Annotated in this window: 14 protein-coding genes, 1 tRNA gene and 1 pseudogene; 9 read left to right on the top strand and 7 right to left on the bottom strand. The window is 74.2% G+C overall.

Features of this window, described 5'->3' with window-relative positions:
• Positions 1–49: 49 nt before the first annotated feature.
• The 4 genes from KIK08_RS41855 (at position 50) to KIK08_RS22295 (ending at position 2,934) form a co-directional block, all read left to right on the top strand.
• Positions 50–1,219 carry a cytochrome P450 gene (locus KIK08_RS41855; RefSeq protein ID WP_214405172.1) on the top strand — a complete coding sequence of 390 codons (1,170 nt, stop codon included), beginning with the start codon at positions 50–52 and terminating at the stop codon, positions 1,217–1,219.
• Between the two features lie 37 nt (positions 1,220–1,256).
• Positions 1,257–1,607, top strand: coding sequence for a hypothetical protein (locus KIK08_RS22305; protein ID WP_214405171.1), 351 nt, complete (start codon positions 1,257–1,259; stop codon positions 1,605–1,607).
• 59 nt (positions 1,608–1,666) lie between these two features.
• On the top strand, positions 1,667–2,464 hold the full coding sequence (locus KIK08_RS22300; protein ID WP_214405170.1) for a PIG-L deacetylase family protein: 798 nt from the start codon (positions 1,667–1,669) through the stop codon (positions 2,462–2,464).
• Positions 2,465–2,643: 179 nt separating this feature from the next.
• Positions 2,644–2,934 carry a DUF1540 domain-containing protein gene (locus tag KIK08_RS22295; protein ID WP_214405169.1) on the top strand — a complete coding sequence of 97 codons (291 nt, stop codon included), beginning with the start codon at positions 2,644–2,646 and terminating at the stop codon, positions 2,932–2,934.
• On the opposite strand, the gene KIK08_RS22290 is transcribed toward KIK08_RS22295, so the two are convergent.
• Both KIK08_RS22290 and KIK08_RS22285 read right to left on the bottom strand, forming a co-directional pair.
• The gene (locus tag KIK08_RS22290) at positions 2,919–3,368 is read right to left on the bottom strand and encodes a hypothetical protein (protein WP_214405168.1); all 450 of its coding nucleotides are present in this window, start codon (positions 3,366–3,368) and stop codon (positions 2,919–2,921) included. The two genes, KIK08_RS22295 and KIK08_RS22290, sit on opposite strands and share 16 nt — an antisense overlap.
• A gap of 106 nt (positions 3,369–3,474) precedes the next feature.
• Positions 3,475–5,286: a cation:proton antiporter gene (locus tag KIK08_RS22285; protein WP_214405167.1), complete on the bottom strand. Its 1,812-nt coding sequence runs from the start codon at positions 5,284–5,286 to the stop codon at positions 3,475–3,477.
• Between the two features lie 217 nt (positions 5,287–5,503).
• Between KIK08_RS22285 and KIK08_RS22280 the strand changes: the two genes are divergently transcribed.
• Entirely contained in the window at positions 5,504–7,201 is a 1,698-nt protein-coding gene (locus KIK08_RS22280; protein ID WP_308257804.1) for an alkaline phosphatase family protein, read from the top strand.
• 74 nt (positions 7,202–7,275) lie between these two features.
• On the opposite strand, the gene KIK08_RS22275 is transcribed toward KIK08_RS22280, so the two are convergent.
• The 4 genes from KIK08_RS22275 to KIK08_RS22260 form a co-directional block, all read right to left on the bottom strand.
• Complete coding sequence (locus KIK08_RS22275) at positions 7,276–7,632, bottom strand: winged helix-turn-helix transcriptional regulator (RefSeq protein WP_250557575.1); 357 nt, start codon at positions 7,630–7,632, stop codon at positions 7,276–7,278.
• Positions 7,633–8,275: 643 nt separating this feature from the next.
• Positions 8,276–8,350: transfer RNA gene (locus KIK08_RS22270), tRNA-Val, on the bottom strand.
• 38 nt (positions 8,351–8,388) lie between these two features.
• Positions 8,389–8,856, bottom strand: coding sequence for a peroxiredoxin (locus KIK08_RS22265; RefSeq protein WP_214405166.1), 468 nt, complete (start codon positions 8,854–8,856; stop codon positions 8,389–8,391).
• 111 nt (positions 8,857–8,967) lie between these two features.
• Positions 8,968–9,402, bottom strand: coding sequence for a DUF3052 domain-containing protein (locus KIK08_RS22260; protein WP_214405165.1), 435 nt, complete (start codon positions 9,400–9,402; stop codon positions 8,968–8,970).
• Positions 9,403–9,589: 187 nt separating this feature from the next.
• Between KIK08_RS22260 and aceE the strand changes: the two genes are divergently transcribed.
• Together aceE and KIK08_RS22250 are read left to right on the top strand one after the other, a co-directional pair.
• Positions 9,590–12,424: a pyruvate dehydrogenase (acetyl-transferring), homodimeric type gene (gene aceE, locus KIK08_RS22255; protein WP_250557574.1), complete on the top strand. Its 2,835-nt coding sequence runs from the start codon at positions 9,590–9,592 to the stop codon at positions 12,422–12,424.
• A gap of 317 nt (positions 12,425–12,741) precedes the next feature.
• Positions 12,742–12,948 (top strand): cold-shock protein, encoded by a 207-nt coding sequence (locus KIK08_RS22250; protein ID WP_214405164.1) that lies wholly within the window; start codon positions 12,742–12,744, stop codon positions 12,946–12,948.
• Between the two features lie 123 nt (positions 12,949–13,071).
• On the opposite strand, the gene KIK08_RS22245 is transcribed toward KIK08_RS22250, so the two are convergent.
• Positions 13,072–13,863 carry a pirin family protein gene (locus KIK08_RS22245; RefSeq protein ID WP_214405163.1) on the bottom strand — a complete coding sequence of 264 codons (792 nt, stop codon included), beginning with the start codon at positions 13,861–13,863 and terminating at the stop codon, positions 13,072–13,074.
• Between the two features lie 7 nt (positions 13,864–13,870).
• On the opposite strand from KIK08_RS22245, the gene KIK08_RS22240 reads away from it, so the two are divergent.
• Both KIK08_RS22240 and KIK08_RS22235 read left to right on the top strand, forming a co-directional pair.
• Positions 13,871–15,229: a PucR family transcriptional regulator gene (locus KIK08_RS22240; RefSeq protein ID WP_214405162.1), complete on the top strand. Its 1,359-nt coding sequence runs from the start codon at positions 13,871–13,873 to the stop codon at positions 15,227–15,229.
• Positions 15,230–15,425: 196 nt separating this feature from the next.
• A pseudogene (locus KIK08_RS22235) lies at positions 15,426–15,676 on the top strand (ACP S-malonyltransferase); the annotation flags it as partial.

Below are 15,676 nucleotides of genomic sequence, written 5' to 3'. Positions count from 1 at the left end.
CCGGAACGGCGGTTGTGATCCGTGAGCAACCGCCTACACCCTGTCGTGCGTGCCGACGACCGAGCAGGCCCGCCCGCCCCTCCTGCGCACGACGTCCCCGGCCGGCGACCCGGCCTGGCTGGTGACCGACTACGACACCCTGCGCACCCTGCTGACCGACCGGCGGCTCACGCGCAGCCACCCCGACCCGGAGCGTGCTCCCCGTTTCAGCGAGTCGCTGCTCCTGGGCCGGCCACTGCAGGCCACCCCCACCGACGCCGCCGACCACGCCCGGATGCGCAAGCTGCTGCTGCCCCGCTTCGGCGCGCGGCCGATGCGGGCGATGCGGGCGCGGGTCGAGCACCTCGTCGACGGCCTGCTCGACGACCTGGCGCGGCGCACCCCTCCGGTCGACTTCCACGAGGCGATCTCGTTCCCGCTGCCCGCGCTGGTGATCTGCGAGCTGCTCGGGGTCCCCTACGCCGAACGCGACGAGTTCCGCCGGTGGTCCCGCGACGCCGGCGACATGCTCGACCAGGATCGCTCGGCCGCCGCGCTGGGCCGGCTGTGGCAGTACCTGCACGGCCTCGTGTCGGCCCGCCTCGACGAACCCGGCGACGACGTACTGTCGGCCCTGGCGGCCGAGCACCGTGCCGACCCCGAGGGCTTCACCCTCGACGAGGCCACCAGGCTCGGGGCGGGGTTGCTGTTCGCCGGGCACGAGACGACCGTGACCTCGATCGACAGCGGCGTGGCGCTGCTGTCGCTGCACCCCGAGCAGCGCGACGCGCTGGTCGCGGACCCGAGCCTGGTCGAGGGCGCGGTCGAGGAGATCCTGCGGATGCGACCGCACCCGTTCCCGCGCCCGGCCGAGGAGGGGACCGACGGCACCGCGTTCGGACCGGCCCGCTGGGCCACCGCCGACATCGAGGTCGGGGCCACCACGATCCGCCGCGGCGACCTGGTCGTCCTCGGCCTGCACCTGGCCAACGCCGGTCCGCGGGTGGTGGGCGACCAGCCCGGCTTCGACGTGCGGCGCCACCCGAACCCGCACCTGTCCTTCGGCCACGGCCTGCGCCTGTGCGTCGGCGCTCCGCTGGCCCGGATGGAGCTGCAGGTGCTGTTCGCGCGCCTGCTCCCGCGCTTCCCCGGGCTGCGCCTCGCGGTCCCGGTCGAGCGGCTGCGCGTCCAGGCCGACGTGCTGACCGGCGGCGTCGCGGAGCTGCCCGTCACCTGGTGACCCGGCGGGCGGCGCCCCGACGCGCCAGGATGGCGCGGTGGCCAAGTACCTGGTGAACGACGCCGCGGTCGCGCACGCCCGCGACCTGATCGACGCCCGCCGCTACGTGCTGCGCAGCCAGTGGGGCGACGTGCAGCCCAGCGCCGCCGACGGCACCGCCTACCTGCAGAAGCACTCGTGGCAGGAGTACGGCGCCTGGCACCTCGGCCTCACCGAGGGCGCGAACGAGGAGACCAAGGCCCGCTACGGGTTCGTCTACGGCGACTTCCGCCGGCTGCACCGGATGGGCCTCATCGCCTGCCACTACCGGGCCGCGGAGTGGGGGCACAAGGAGGTCGAGCTGGCCGCGCACGAGCTGCTGCAGTACCTGGACGACTCGCGGGCCTGACACCCGACGGTGGGCGCAGGCGCTCCGGCGCGTCGTGATCGTCGCAGTACGGTCGGCGCATGGCATCCCAGCAGCTGCCCGCCCTGCCCGACGAGTTCCGCCGCGTCCTGTGCGTGGTGGCCCACCCCGACGACATCGAGTACGGCACCTCGGCCGCGGTCGCCGCGTGGACCGACCGCGGGATCGAGGTCGCCTACCTCCTGCTCACCCGGGGCGAGGCCGGCATGGACTCCAGCCCGCCCGAGGTCACCGGGCCGCTGCGCGAGCGCGAGCAGATCGCGGCCTCGGCGGCGGTGGGCGTCACCCGCGTCGACTTCCTGGACCACCCGGACGGCGTCCTGGTCTACGGCCTCGACCTGCGCCGCGACATCGCGCTGGCGATCCGGCGGTTCCGCCCGGACGCCGTGGTCGTCGGCGGGTGGGAGGTGGAGACGCCGTGGGGGTTCAACCAGGCCGACCACCGGGTCGCCGGGCTCGCCGCGCTGGACGCCGTGCGCGACGCGGCCAACCGGTGGGTGTTCACCGACCAGCTGGGCGACGGCCTGGAGCCGTGGCAGGCGCGCTGGCTGCTCATCGCCGGTGACCCGGCGGCCACGCACGGCGTGGACGTGACGGGAGCGGCCCTCGACCGCGGGATCGCCGCGCTGGAGGCGCACGCCGAGTACCTCGCCAACCTGTCCGGCCACCCCGCGCCGCGCGACATGCTCACCCAGTTCGCGGCCATGAGCGGGCGGGCGATGGGTGTCGAGCACGCCGTGCTGTTCCGCGCGATCGACCTGGAGGCGCGCCCGTCGCTGGACGACGAGCCCGCGCCCCAGGCGGACGAGGCGGTGGCCGCGGGGGGCGGGGACGGCTGACCGCCCATCACCCGAACAGTCGAACATCAGGGTGAGGCAGACCACGGGCTTTCGGGGTTCATGTCCGGTTGTCCCGGCGTTCCCGCAGGTCGCCTCGGCGATGTAGTCGACCCTGATCGGGTGCCAAGGCCAGCCTGTATTGCCTGGCAGGGGCCCTGCAGGCGGGTCATGCTCCGGCCATGACCTCGACCCAGCAGATGCCCCAGGTGAAGAACTGCTCCGTGAGCAGCTGTTCCTACAACGAGGACTCCGACTGCCACGCCGGCGCCATCACCATCGCCGGCGACCACGCCCACTGCGGCACCTTCGTGGAGATCTCCTTCCGCGGTGGCAAGGACCGCGGCGGCCTCGTCGGCGCCTGCCACCGGGCCGAGTGCAGGTTCAACGACAAGCTCGAGTGCACGGCCGCCTCGGTGCGGATCGGCGCCGGCACCGACGTCGCCGACTGCCTGACCTACGAGGCCAGGTAGTCCAGGCCGCCGTCCAGGCCGGGCACGGGGTCCAGCCCGCCGTCGGCGGTGGTGCGCACCGCGCCGTCGGCCACGGCCAGCGCGGCGACCGGGTCGGCGTCGTCCACCAGCACGGCGGCGCCGCCCCCGGCGATCCGGCGCAGCGCGGCCAGGACGACGCGGCGCCCGCCCGCGTCCAGGCCGTCGGTCAGCCGGTCGACCAGCACGATCGACGCCCCGGTCTCGCCGGCGGACCGCACCGCCGCGAGCCGGCCGTCCAGGTCCGTCCCGGGGTGCGCGGCGAGGCGCGCGACGCGCACGGCGCCGCCGCCGTCGGGCACCCGCCCGGTGCCGTCGTCCAGCCGGGCCATCACATCGCGGCGCGCGGGTGCCGGGCCCAGCAGGACCGTCACCTCACCGACCGCCAACCGCAGCGCCACGAAGGCCCCCCTCACCTTGCTGAGGCGACGCTAACCCCCGGTGGTGCTCGCGGTCCAGCGTCCGCCGCTCGGCCCGGCGCGACGAGTGACCGGTCACCGGACGGCTCGGGTGCGGTGGGCGTCAGCCCCCGCCGCCGTCCTCCTGGATGTTCATGCTCACCTCGACCGCGTCGAGCCGGTTGAGCGCGGCTTCGAGGACCGTCGAGCTGTAGGTCCCCAGGTCGCGGAGGCGCAGCAGCTCGCGACGCTGGGCGTCGACGAGGTCGCGGCGCAGGTCGCGGAACTCGGCCACCCGGTCGACGGAGGGCGCGCCCGGGGTGGGTGCCTCCCCTGCGGCGCGCTCGTCACCGCTGCCCTCGTCGCCGTCGCCCTCGCCCTCCGACGTCGGCCACGTGCGCCTGCGCATCAGCTCCAGCGTCGCCGCCGAGTACGGCGCGCCGTCCGGGCGGACGAGGTCGGGGCTGGCGACCCGCTCGACCGCGACCCGGACCATCTCCGCGCGCAGCGCGGCGTGCTCGTCGGGGCCACCGCCGTGTCCCCCACCGGTGAGCCCCAGCCGGCGGGTCAGCCAGCCCAGCGTGCCGCCCTGCACCAGCAGCGTCCCCGCGGCCACCACGAACGCGGCCAGCACCAGCAGGGAGCGCTGCGGCGTCTGCGGGGGCAGCGACTGGGCCGCGGCCAGGGTGACCGCGCCGCGCATCCCCGCCCAGACCAGCACCACCCCCTCCCGCCAGCCGAAGGCCTCCGCGGTGAGGTAGTCGATGTCGGCGATGCGCCGGCTCAGGGTGGTGCGGATCTGCTGGACGCGGCCGGTCGTGCGGCGCTCCCACTCCTGCGGGTCCGTGCCGGGGCGCGGCGGGGGCGAGGGCAGGTCGCCGCTGTCCACGCGGTCCTGGAAGCCGGTGAGCCGCTCGCGGACCGCGGACCCGCGCCGTGCCCGCCGGGACAGCCGCCACACCGAGAAGCTGACGAACGCGGTCCGGATCACGACCACCATCAGCGCCGCGACCGCGCCGAGGCCGAGCGCCTCCAGCACGCTGCCGCCCTCCGCGTGGAGGTCCTCGACCAGGCCGAACAGCTCCAGCCCCATCAGCAGGAAGACCGAGCTCTCCAGCAGCAGCTCCGCGGTGCGCCAGACGATGCGCTCGAAGACGCGGTCCTCCGCCCGCAGGTGCCGGACCGCGCCGTGCCCGCCGACCAGGCCCGCGGTCACCGCGGCGACCAGGCCGGAGCCGCCGAGGTGCTCGGTGGGCAGGAACGCCGCGAACGGCACGACGAACGACAGCGCCACGCTCGCCGTCGGCTGCCGCAGCCGGGCCCGCACCCGCAGGTTCAGCTCCCCCACCACCCACCCGACGGCGACCGCGACCACCACGGCCCACACGAAGTCGCCCGCGACGTCCCACAGCGACACCGCGGCCGCGGTCACCCCGATCGCCGTGCGGGCCGAGCTCAGCAGCACCAGCGCGGAGGCGTCGTTGAGCATGCTCTCGCCCTCCAGCACCGTGACGATGCGCGGCGAGACGCCCGCCTTGCGCACGATCGACGTGGCCACGGCGTCGGTCGGGCTGACGATCGCGCCCAGCGCGATCCCGGCGGCCAGGCCGATGCCGGGCACCAGCGCGCTGATCACGACGCCGATCGCGACGGCGGAGGCGACGACCAGCACGACCGACAGCCCGGAGATCGTCCGGAAGTCGCGGCGGAAGTCCATCGTCGGCATGCCGACCGCCGAGGAGTACAGCAGCGGCGGCAGGATGATCTGCAGGATCCACTCCGGCTCGACCTCCACCGCCGGCACGAACGGCAGGAAGCTCACCACCACCCCGAGCAGCACCAGCAGCAGCGGGGCGGCGACGCCCACGCGGGGGGCGAGCGAGGTCACCGCGACGATGGCGACGACCGCGAGCACCACGACGACGAGCAGGTCCATGGCTCCTCCTTCGGACCGATCATCGTGGCCCGGGGCGGAGATAAGGAGCCCACCACCCCGCCGGATGGCGTGTCGGCCCCGGTCCCGGACCAGCCCTTTACCTGGGGATCGGCTCCGCTTTCCCTCCCTCCGAGGCACCCGGCAACCCCCCGCCGCGGTGAACCCCGCGGGCGCGCCGTGCGTGAGACCTACTGTGACGATCTCGACGAGCCCCCGCGTGCTGCCGGCCGACGACCGCGTCGCCGCGCACGACGACCGGCTCGCCGGCGCCCCACCGGTCCCGCCGGCGCGCCGGCGCCGCGCGGTCGGGCACGTCGTCGGGCACGTCGTCACCGTGCTGGCGTTCCTGCTGGTCTACGCCGCGCTGGTGGTGCCGAACGAGTTCACCCAGCTCTCGGTGGCCGCGATGGTGCGCATCCCGCTGGAGGCCCTGGTGGGCGTCCTGCTGGTGCTGGTGCTGCCGCACCGCGCGCGCGTCGTGCTGGCGCTGCTCGCCGGCGGGCTGCTGGGCTTCCTGACCGTCGTGCGGGCCCTCGACATGGGCTTCATGCGGATCCTCGCCCGGCACTTCGACCCGGTCTTCGACTGGGCCCAGCTGGGCAACGCGCTCACCTTCGTCCGCAGCTCCTCCGGCGACCTCGGCGCGATCGCCGCGGCCCTCGGCGGCGCGCTGCTGGGCGTCGGGATGATCGTCGCGACCGCGCTGGCCGTGCTGCGGCTGAGCACCCTGGTCTCCCGCCACCGCCACGGCACCCTCCGCGTCGTCCCGGTGCTGGGCGCGGCGTGGCTGGCCTGCTTCGCCGTCGGCGCGCAGTTTGTGGTGCCGGTGCCGGTCGCCTCGTGGGGCACCGCGTCGATGGCCTACCGCACCGCCGCCCAGGTGCCCTGGACCCTGGGCCAGTACCAGGCGTTCCTCGACCAGGCCGCCGAGCCCGACCCGTTCGCCGCCGTCCCCGGCACCGACCTGCTGGGTGGACTTGCCGGCAAGGACGTGGTGCTCACGTTCGTCGAGAGCTACGGCCGCGCCGCCGTGGAGAACCCGGAGCTGGCCCCGGTCATCGACGCCGTCCTCGACGACGGCACCCGCAGGCTGGAGGCCGCCGGCTTCGCCTCCCGCAGCGCGTTCCTCACCTCACCGACCGCGGGCGGGGGCAGCTGGCTGGCCCACGCCACCCTCCTGTCCGGGCTGTGGGTCACCAACCAGCAGAGCTACCACACCCTGGTCGACAGCGACCGGATGACCCTCAACGGCGCCTTCCAGCGCGCCGACTGGGACACCGTCGGCGTCATGCCCGGCCTGACCTCCGCGTGGCCCGAGGAGGCCTTCTACGGCATCGACCGGCTCTACGACTTCCGCAACCTCGGCTACCGGGGGCAGAGCTTCTCCGGCTTCCACACCCCCGACCAGTACACCCTGTCCGCCTTCGAGCGCCTCGAGCGCTCGGCGCCCGACAACGCCCCGCTGATGGCCGAGATCCCGCTGGTGACCAGCCACTTCCCCTGGGTCCCCGTGCCGCCGTCGCTGCCCTGGGACTCCGTCGGCGACGGCTCGATCTACGACACCCTGCCCGTCACCGACGAGTCGATGGAGGCGGTCTGGAGCGACCCGGTGAAGATCCGCGCCCAGTACGCCAGGTCCATCGGGTACTCGCTGGAGAGCGTCATCTCCTACGTGGAGACCCACGGCGACGACGACCTCGTGCTGGTCTTCCTCGGCGACCACCAGCCCGCCCCGATCGTCACCGGCGAGCAGGGCGGGCGCGACGTCCCGATCACCATCGTGGCCAAGGACCCGGCCGTGCTCGACCAGGTCGCCGGCTGGGACTGGGACGCCGGGCTCAACCCCGGCCCGGCCGCGCCGGTCTGGCGGATGGACGACTTCCGCGACAAATTCCTCACCACGTTCAGCAGGTAGCGCCCCTCACCCCGCCCCCACTCCCCGCTCTTCGCCCGTGGTCGCGGCGGCGGAAGGGCGGAGAGGGGCGGCGGTCAACCGGCCGCCCGCGCGTCCCGCTGCTGGGCCCACCGCCCCAGCGGGGCGAGCGCGATGCCGCGCGCCAGCAGGTCGCGCAGCTGCTGGGTGAGGACCTTCTCGCTGACCTCACCGACGGCGCGGCGCAGCTCCCCGAAGCGGTGCGGGCACCGGTCAAGGGCGCACAGGATGCGGGTCTTCCACTTGGCCCCGATCACCACGTCCATCCCGCAGACCGGCGAGGCGCTGTCCATGAGGCCCAGCCCGGAGCTCGCGACGAGGATCTGGCGCAGCGACGCCGCCTGCTGCTGCGGGCCCATCTCGGCGGCGACCCGCCCGTCGGGGTGCGACTGCGCCACCAGGAACGGGACCATGTCGCGCAGCCACGCGGCGAGCAGCGAGTCCTTGAATTGGTCCCGACCGCGTGCTGGGCGCCGGCGAACACCCCGTACATGACGCTGAGCATGCCCATGTCGTGGACCGGGGCGAGGGCCGGGTCCGTGCCGAGGTGCACGGAGCGGCCCAGCGCCGATTCGGCGAGGGCGTAGCCGTCGTCCGTCCGCTGCTGAGCAGGAGCGCCTCCGCCGTCCCGACGGCCTCGGGCAGCGCGATCACCGCGCCGCTCAGGTAGGTCGCACCCCGCTGCGCCGTCCAGGCGTCCAAGGCCCGCGCGCGGGCGGGGTGCCGCTGGTCAGGTTGACGAGCACGTGGCCGGGCTCCCCACCACCGCCCGCTGCCCGGCCGCGAGGAGCGCGTCGGCCAGCGCCCTGCCCATCGCCCGAGCCCCACCACACCGGTTGCACGACCATCCGTCATGGCCGCAGCCTCCACCGGCGCTCCCGAGCCCGTCAGAACGCACTTCGCGGTTCGTGTGGCCGAAGCCGTCTCCGCCACCGCTCCTGCGGAACCGGTGGTGACGATCATGGACCAGCACGGCCGGTCGTCGCTGACCCTGCGGTGCATCGGGATCTGATGATGACGCCGGTAGCAGGGCCCGGCCGCCAGGGCCGGTCGATCTGGTGGGCGCGGCAGGGTTCGAACCTGCGACCGCTCGGGTGTAAGCCGAGTGCTCTCCCGCTGAGCTACGCGCCCGGGACCGGGCCGGGGCCCGGGGTGTCGCGGTGGACCGGTCAGGCGCGGGCCAGCGCCGCCACCGCGCGCCGCCACCCGTTCTGGTCGCGCGCCTCGCCGACGGCGTTCACCTCGGCGAACCGCACGATGCCCTCCCTGTCCACGAGGAAGGTACCGCGCTGGGCGAACCCGGCGCCGCTGTTGAGCACCCCGTAGTCGGCGGCGACCTTGCCGTGCGGCCAGAAGTCCGACAGCAGCGGGAACTCGTAGCCCTGGGCCTCCGACCACGCCTTGAGCGCGAACGGGTGGTCGCAGGAGACGGCGAGCAGCTGCACGTCGTCGTTCTGGAACGAGCCCAGGTCGTCGCGCACGGCGCTGAACTCGCCCGTGCAGATGCGGGAGAAGGCGAACGGGTAGAAGACCACCAGTGCGCTGCGCCGACCGCGGAACGACGACAGCGTGACCTCCACGCCGTTCTGGTCCTTCAGGGTGAAGTCGGGGGCCTCGGTTCCCACCTCGGGGGGCACGGTTCTCCTCGGGCTCGACGCGGACGGCGGCAAGGGGCGCGCATCACAGCTGCCGTGCGCCACCCTCGGGGGGGCGCACGGTCGATGGGGATGCGCCGGAGCGGCGGCGGGTCAACGCCGCGATTTGGCCGCCTTCGGGGCGACCAGCCGGGAGCCGGCCCACCCGTCGCTGACGGTGACGTTCGAGGTCTGCGACAGCCCGGCCGTCGGAGCGACCTCGGCGATCTCGCTCGGTTCCACGTGCCCGGAACGGCCCGTCTTGGGCGTCAGCACCCAGATGACGCCGTGCTCGGCCAGCTGCCCGATGCACTCGACCAGCGCGTCGAACAGATCGCCGTCGCCTTCGCGCCACCACATGAGGACCACGTCGACGACGTCGTCGGAGTCCTCGTCGAGCAGCTCATCACCGGTGCGCTCCTCGATCGCGTCGCGCACCACCTCGTCGACGTCGTCGTCCCAACCGATCTCCTGGACGACCATGCCCGGCTCGATGCCGAGCTTGCCCGCGATGTCGGACGTACGTCCGGCATCCTCCGCGGCGACCACCCCTGTACCTCTTTTCGTCGTAGTCCTCCGGCACCCCGGTCGGCGGTGGCGACCGTCGACCGCACCCGGATGCGGAATCCGAACACGTTGCTCGCCCGGACGCAACCACTCGTTACGAGACTGCCCGTCGAAAGGCACGATAGGGGATGAGCCACACGACCGAGCCCGAGCCACGCAGGGAGACCCCTTGACCGGCCAGATCCACGACGGCACCGACGCCGGGACCCGCGAACCCGGCGGGGCGCCGCGACGTGTTCACGTCATCCGCGACGGCCTCGCCGCCCACCTCCCGGACATCGACCCGGAGGAGACCGCCGAGTGGCTGGACTCCTTCGACGCGGTGCTCGACGCGGCGGGCCAGCAGCGAGCCCGGTACCTGATGCTGCGCATGCTGCAGCGCGCCCGTGAGCGCCATGTCGGCGTACCGTCGCTGACCAGCACCGACTACGTCAACACCATCCCCACCGACCGCGAGCCGTGGTTCCCCGGCGACGAGGAGGCCGAGCGCGCCTACCGGCGCTGGGTCCGCTGGAACGCGGCGATGACCGTGCACCGCGCGCAGCGGCCCGGCATCGGCGTCGGCGGGCACATCTCGTCCTACGCGTCCTCGGCGACGCTGTACGAGGTCGGCTTCAACCACTTCTTCCGCGGCAAGGACCACCCGTCCGGCGGCGACCAGGTCTACATCCAGGGCCACGCCTCGCCCGGCATCTACGCCCGCGCGTACCTGGAGGGCAGGCTGTCGGAGGACCGCCTCGACGGGTTCCGCCAGGAGCTCTCGCACGGCGGGCCGGGCCACGGCCTGCCCAGCTACCCGCACCCCCGGCTGATGCCGGACTTCTGGGAGTTCCCCACGGTCTCCATGGGCCTCGGCCCGATGAACGCGATCATGCAGGCGCGGTTCAACCGCTACCTGCGCGACCGCGGCTTCTCCGGTGGCGACACGCCCGGGACCGAACCACACGTGTGGGCGTTCCTGGGCGACGGCGAGATGGACGAGCCGGAGTCCCGCGGGCTGATCCACATCGCGGCCACCGAGGGCCTGGACAACCTCACGTTCGTCGTCAACTGCAACCTGCAGCGCCTCGACGGCCCGGTCCGCGGCAACGGGAAGATCATCCAGGAGCTGGAGTCGTTCTTCCGCGGCGCCGGCTGGAACGTGATCAAGGTGATCTGGGGCCGGGAGTGGGACGCCCTGCTGCACGCCGACCGCGACGGCGCCCTGATCAACCTGATGAACACCACCCCGGACGGCGACTACCAGACCTACAAGGCCAACGACGGCGGCTACGTCCGCGACCACTTCTTCGGCCGCGACCCGCGGACCAAGGCGCTGGTCGAGCCGATGAGCGACGCCGACATCTGGAACCTCAAGCGCGGCGGCCACGACTACCGCAAGGTCTACGCGGCCTACGCGGCGGCGATGGAGCACAACGGCCAGCCGACGGTCATCCTGGCCAAGACGATCAAGGGCTACGGCCTGGGCTCGCACTTCGCCGGGCGCAACGCCACCCACCAGATGAAGAAGCTCTCGCTGGCCGACCTCAAGGAGTTCCGCGACTCCCAGCGCATCCCGATCTCCGACGCCGACCTCGAGCGCGACCCGTACCTGCCGCCGTACTACCACCCGGGCGAGGACGCCCCGGAGATCCAGTACATGCGGGAGCGCCGGCAGGCGCTCGGCGGGGCGGTGCCCGAGCGCCGGGTGCGCTCGAAGGCGCTCGTGCTGCCCGGCGACAAGGCCTACGAGGCCGTCCGCAAGGGCTCGGGCAAGCAGGAGGTCGCCACCACGATGGCGTTCGTCCGGCTGCTGCGCGAGCTGGTGAAGGACAAGGAGATCGGTGGCCGGTTCGTGCCGATCATCCCGGACGAGGCGCGCACGTTCGGGATGGACTCGATGTTCCCGACGCAGAAGATCTACAACCCGAACGGCCAGCAGTACACCTCGGTCGACGCGTCGCTGATGCTGGCCTACCGCGAGTCGGAGCAGGGCCAACTGCTGCACGAGGGCATCAACGAGGCGGGCTCGGTCGGGTCGTTCACCGCGGCCGGCACGTCCTACGCCACGCACGGCGAGCCGATGATCCCGGTCTACGTCTTCTACTCGATGTTCGGGTTCCAGCGCACCGGCGACTCGATCTGGGCCGCGGCCGACCAGATGGCCCGCGGGTTCCTGATCGGGGCCACCGCCGGGCGCACGACACTGACCGGCGAGGGCCTGCAGCACAACGACGGGCACTCGCTGCTGCTCGCCGCGACCAACCCCGCGGTGGTGGCCTACGACCCGGCGTTCTCCTTCGAGATCGCCCACATCGTCCGCGACGGCCTGCGCCGGATGTACGGCGAGTCGGTCGGCGACGACGGCGACGAGACGCTCGGCGGCGAGAACGTCATCTACTACCTCACCGTCTACAACGACCCCTACCCGCAGCCGGCCGAGCCCGAGGGGCTCGACGTGCGGGGCCTGCTCCGGGGCATCTACCGCTACCAGGCCAGCCCGCGCGAGGACGGCCCGCAGGTGCGCCTGCTGGCCTCCGGGGTGAGCGTCCCGTGGGCGCTGCAGGCCCGGGAGATGCTGCAGGAGCAGTGGGGTGTGGGCGCCGAGGTGTGGTCGGTGACGTCCTGGGGCGAGCTGCGCCGCGACGGCGTCGAGACCGAGCAGCACAACCTGCTGCACCCCGAGGGCGAGCGCCGGGTCCCCTACCTCACCGAGGCACTGGGCGAGGGCGCGCCGGTCGTGGCGGTGTCGGACTGGATGCGCGCGCTGCCCGACCTGGTCCGCCAGTACGTGCCGGCGCCGTTCACGTCGCTGGGCACCGACGGGTTCGGCCTGTCCGACACCCGCCCCGCCGTGCGCCGGCACTTCAACGTCGACGCCGAGTCGATCACGGTGGCGGCGCTGGAGAGCCTGGCGGCGCGCGGCGAGCTCGACCGCGGGGTCGTGGCCGAGGCCGCGGCGAAGTACCGCATCGACGACCCGCAGGCCGCCGGGCCGCAGACGAGCGACAGCGGAGTGGCCTGAACGGGCCCCCGCACGGGTGTGCGGCCCGCGGCGGGGCGTGAGCTGAACGCTCGCCCGTTCGTCGCGCCGGTCGGTGCCGGATGGACCCCGGCACCGACCGGTCGGCGCTCCTGGACGGCCGCCTGCGCGTCGTTCAACGGAAATGCACAGGTCATTGGCTCTCGGCAGAGGGGCCCGAACACGATACGCTCCGCCCGACGCCGACTCGATCGATCGTGGAGACCGATCGTGGAGGGGTCCCGACCGGGGGCTTAGCCGGCTCCCGGCGGCGCGAGGCCGGGGGCCGTGCCCCGGCACCACGTACGAGGAGAGCAAGAATGGCAGAGGGCACCGTCAAGTGGTTCAACAGCGAGAAGGGCTACGGCTTCCTCGCTCCCGACGGTGGTGGCGCGGACGTGTTCGTGCACTACTCCGCGATCCAGGCCAACGGCTACAAGACCCTTGACGAGGGCCAGCGCGTGTCGTTCGACATCGAGCAGGGCCAGAAGGGACCGCAGGCCAGCAAGGTCACCCCACTCGGCTGACCGCCCCCGGCGGTAGCCCCGCGCCGGCGCGACCCGGCGCCACTCCCGGCCCGACCCGGTGCCCGCACCGATCGGGACGCAGATCCGGTTCGGCCCTGTCGCCGACACGGACCGTCTCCCCCATCAGGACGGCCCGAGATCGGCCAGGGTCGCGTGCATCTCCCACACGAGCACCTCGGCTCCGTCCGCGCCCGCGACGACCCGTTGCCCCTCGGCACCGGTGACGCGCGCGGCGTCGCCCGCCGAGAGCGTCCCGACGCCCTCGAGGTCGACCGTGCCGCGGGCGACGTAGAGGTGCGCGCTGGGCGACCGCGGTAGCGCAACCCTACCGCCGGGCCGTTGCCGTGCCGCGTGCAGGGCGGCATGCCGCTGCCGGATCGCGGTGGCGCGCAGGTCGGCGTGGCGCGCCATGCCGGAGGCGACCACCACCAGCTCGCCGGTGCCCAGCGCGTCGGTGATGTCGGCCTGCTGGTAGTCGGGCGTGCCGCCGGTCGTGTCCGGCAGCACCCACATCTGCACGAAGCGCGTGCCGCCCGGCGGTCCCGAGCCCGGCTCGTCCGGCCACCGGTCGGCGCGCTCGGAGTGCAGCACCCCCGAGCCCGCGCTCAACCGCTGGGCCAGACCGGGACGCACCACGCCGGAGTTGCCGGCGGAGTCCCGGTGCACCAGCGCGCCCTCCAGCACCCACGTGACGATCTCCATGTCGCGGTGCGGGTGGGTGTCGTAGCCGCTACCGGCGGCGATGACGTCGTCGTTGTCGGCCACGAGCAGCCCGAAGTGCGTGTTCCGCGGGTCGTAGTGGGCGCCGAACGAGAAGCCGTGCCGCGAGTCCAGCCACCGCGTCGTCGTGCGGGCGCGGTCGGCCGCCCGCCGCACCACCACGCCGTGCTCACCGCTGTCGTCCGCGCCGTCCATCCGTGCCATGCTGCCCGACGTGACGGCGGCCGGGGCTGGTCCGGTCGCGGGTGCCGACCCGCGACCAGCACCGGGCGGGCCCTCCCCCGACCCCGCTCCCCCGTCGGCCATCTCGCCCGCGACGCTGCGCAGGGTCGAGCTGGCGGCGGGCGAGCTGGCCACCGCCAGCCTGGCCGCGATGCAGCAGCACCAGCCGTGGTTCGCCCGCCTGTCGGCCGACCAGCGCGCCGGCGTCATGCTCGTGACCCAGACCGGGGTCGCCAACTTCGTGGCCTGGCTCGGCCAGCGCGGGGAGACGATCCGGCTCACCGCGGAGGCCTTCCGGATCGCCCCGCGCGACCTGACCCGCAGGCTCACCCTGAGCCAGACCGTCGACCTGGTCCGCATCGCCACCGACGTGTTCGAGCGCCAGCTCCCGCCGCTGGCCGCCGACGAGGCCGAGCGGCACTCCCTGGTGGAGAGCGTGCTGCGGTTCGGCCGCGAGATCGCCTTCGCCGCGGCGACCGCCTACGCCGCGGCCGCCGAGACCCGCGGCGCCTGGGACGCCCGGCTGGAGGCCCTGATCGTCGACGCCGTGGTCCGCGGCCCGGAACCCGGCGGCGTCGACGGCAGCGGCGTCGACGGCGGCGACGACGCGCTCGTGTCGCGCGCGGCGGCGCTGGGCTGGGACCCGGCCGCGGCGGTGCGGGTGATGGTGGGCAGCCCGCTGCCCGACCCGCCCCGCCGCCAGCTGCTCGACCTGCGCGACGAGGCCACCCGGGCCGGCCGCTCGCTGCTGGTCGGGCTGCAGGGCGCCCGGCTGGTCGTGCTGGTCTCGGAGCCGCCCCGCGGCGCGGGCCGGGCGGACGAGCCCCACCACCGACCCGACGGTGCCCCGGCCGGCGTCGACGCCCTGCACGACACGGTGACCGCGGCGTTCGCCCCGGGACCGGTGGTGATCGGCCCGGCCGCGCCAGACCTCGGGCGCGCCCACGTCAGCGCCCGCGAGGCCCTCTCCGGGCTGCGCGCGGCCCCCGGTTGGCCGCAGGCCCCGCGGCCGGTCGACGCCGACGAGCTGCTGCCGGAGCGCGCGGTCGCCGGCGACCCCGGCGCGCACCGCCGGCTGATCGAGCTCCTAGTCGCGCCGCTGGAGGCGGCGGGCGGCGACCTGCTGCGCACCGTGGAGGTGTACCTGGAAGGCGGCGGGGCGCTGGAGGCCTGCGCACGGACGCTCTTCGTGCACCCGAACACGGTCCGCTACCGGCTGCGCCGGGTGAGTGAACTCACCGGCCGCGCCCCCACCGACCCCCGCGACGCCCTCGTGCTGCGGGTCGCGGTGATGGCGGCCAGGATGGACGTCACCCGCCGGCCGGACCGGCCGGCATGAGCTGCGGAGTTCCTACAATGGCTGATCCATGCGACGTGGGCGGCGGTCGCACCGCGACCGCGGGCGTTGTGGGGAACCTCCAAAACGCGGCCCCGGAGTTGGTGGCTCACGGCATCCCGCGCCGGGGTGCGGGAGGTGTTGTGTTGTGCCCGTGATCGCCCTGCTCGCGCCCGGCCAGGGGTCCCAGACCCCCGGCATGCTGGCCCCCTGGCTCGACGAGCCCGCCGCCGCGCAGACCGTCGAGCGCTGGTCCGCCGCGACCGGCCTCGACCTGCGCCGCCTCGGCGTCGACGCCGGCGTCGACGAGATCGTGGACACCGCGGTGACCCAGCCGCTGGTGGTGGCGACGGCGCTGCTGGCCGCCGCCCGGCTCACCGCGGCGGCGGCGCTGCCGGCCGGGGCGCCCGTCGCCGGGCACTCGGTGGGCGAGCTGGCCGCGGCCGCGCT

Source organism: Pseudonocardia lacus (assembly GCF_018531445.1).
In the GTDB taxonomy this organism is placed as follows: Bacteria; Actinomycetota; Actinomycetes; order Mycobacteriales; family Pseudonocardiaceae; genus Pseudonocardia; species Pseudonocardia lacus.
The sequence above is the reverse complement of the archived record's forward strand: the minus strand, read 5'-3'. Positions and strand labels throughout refer to the sequence as shown.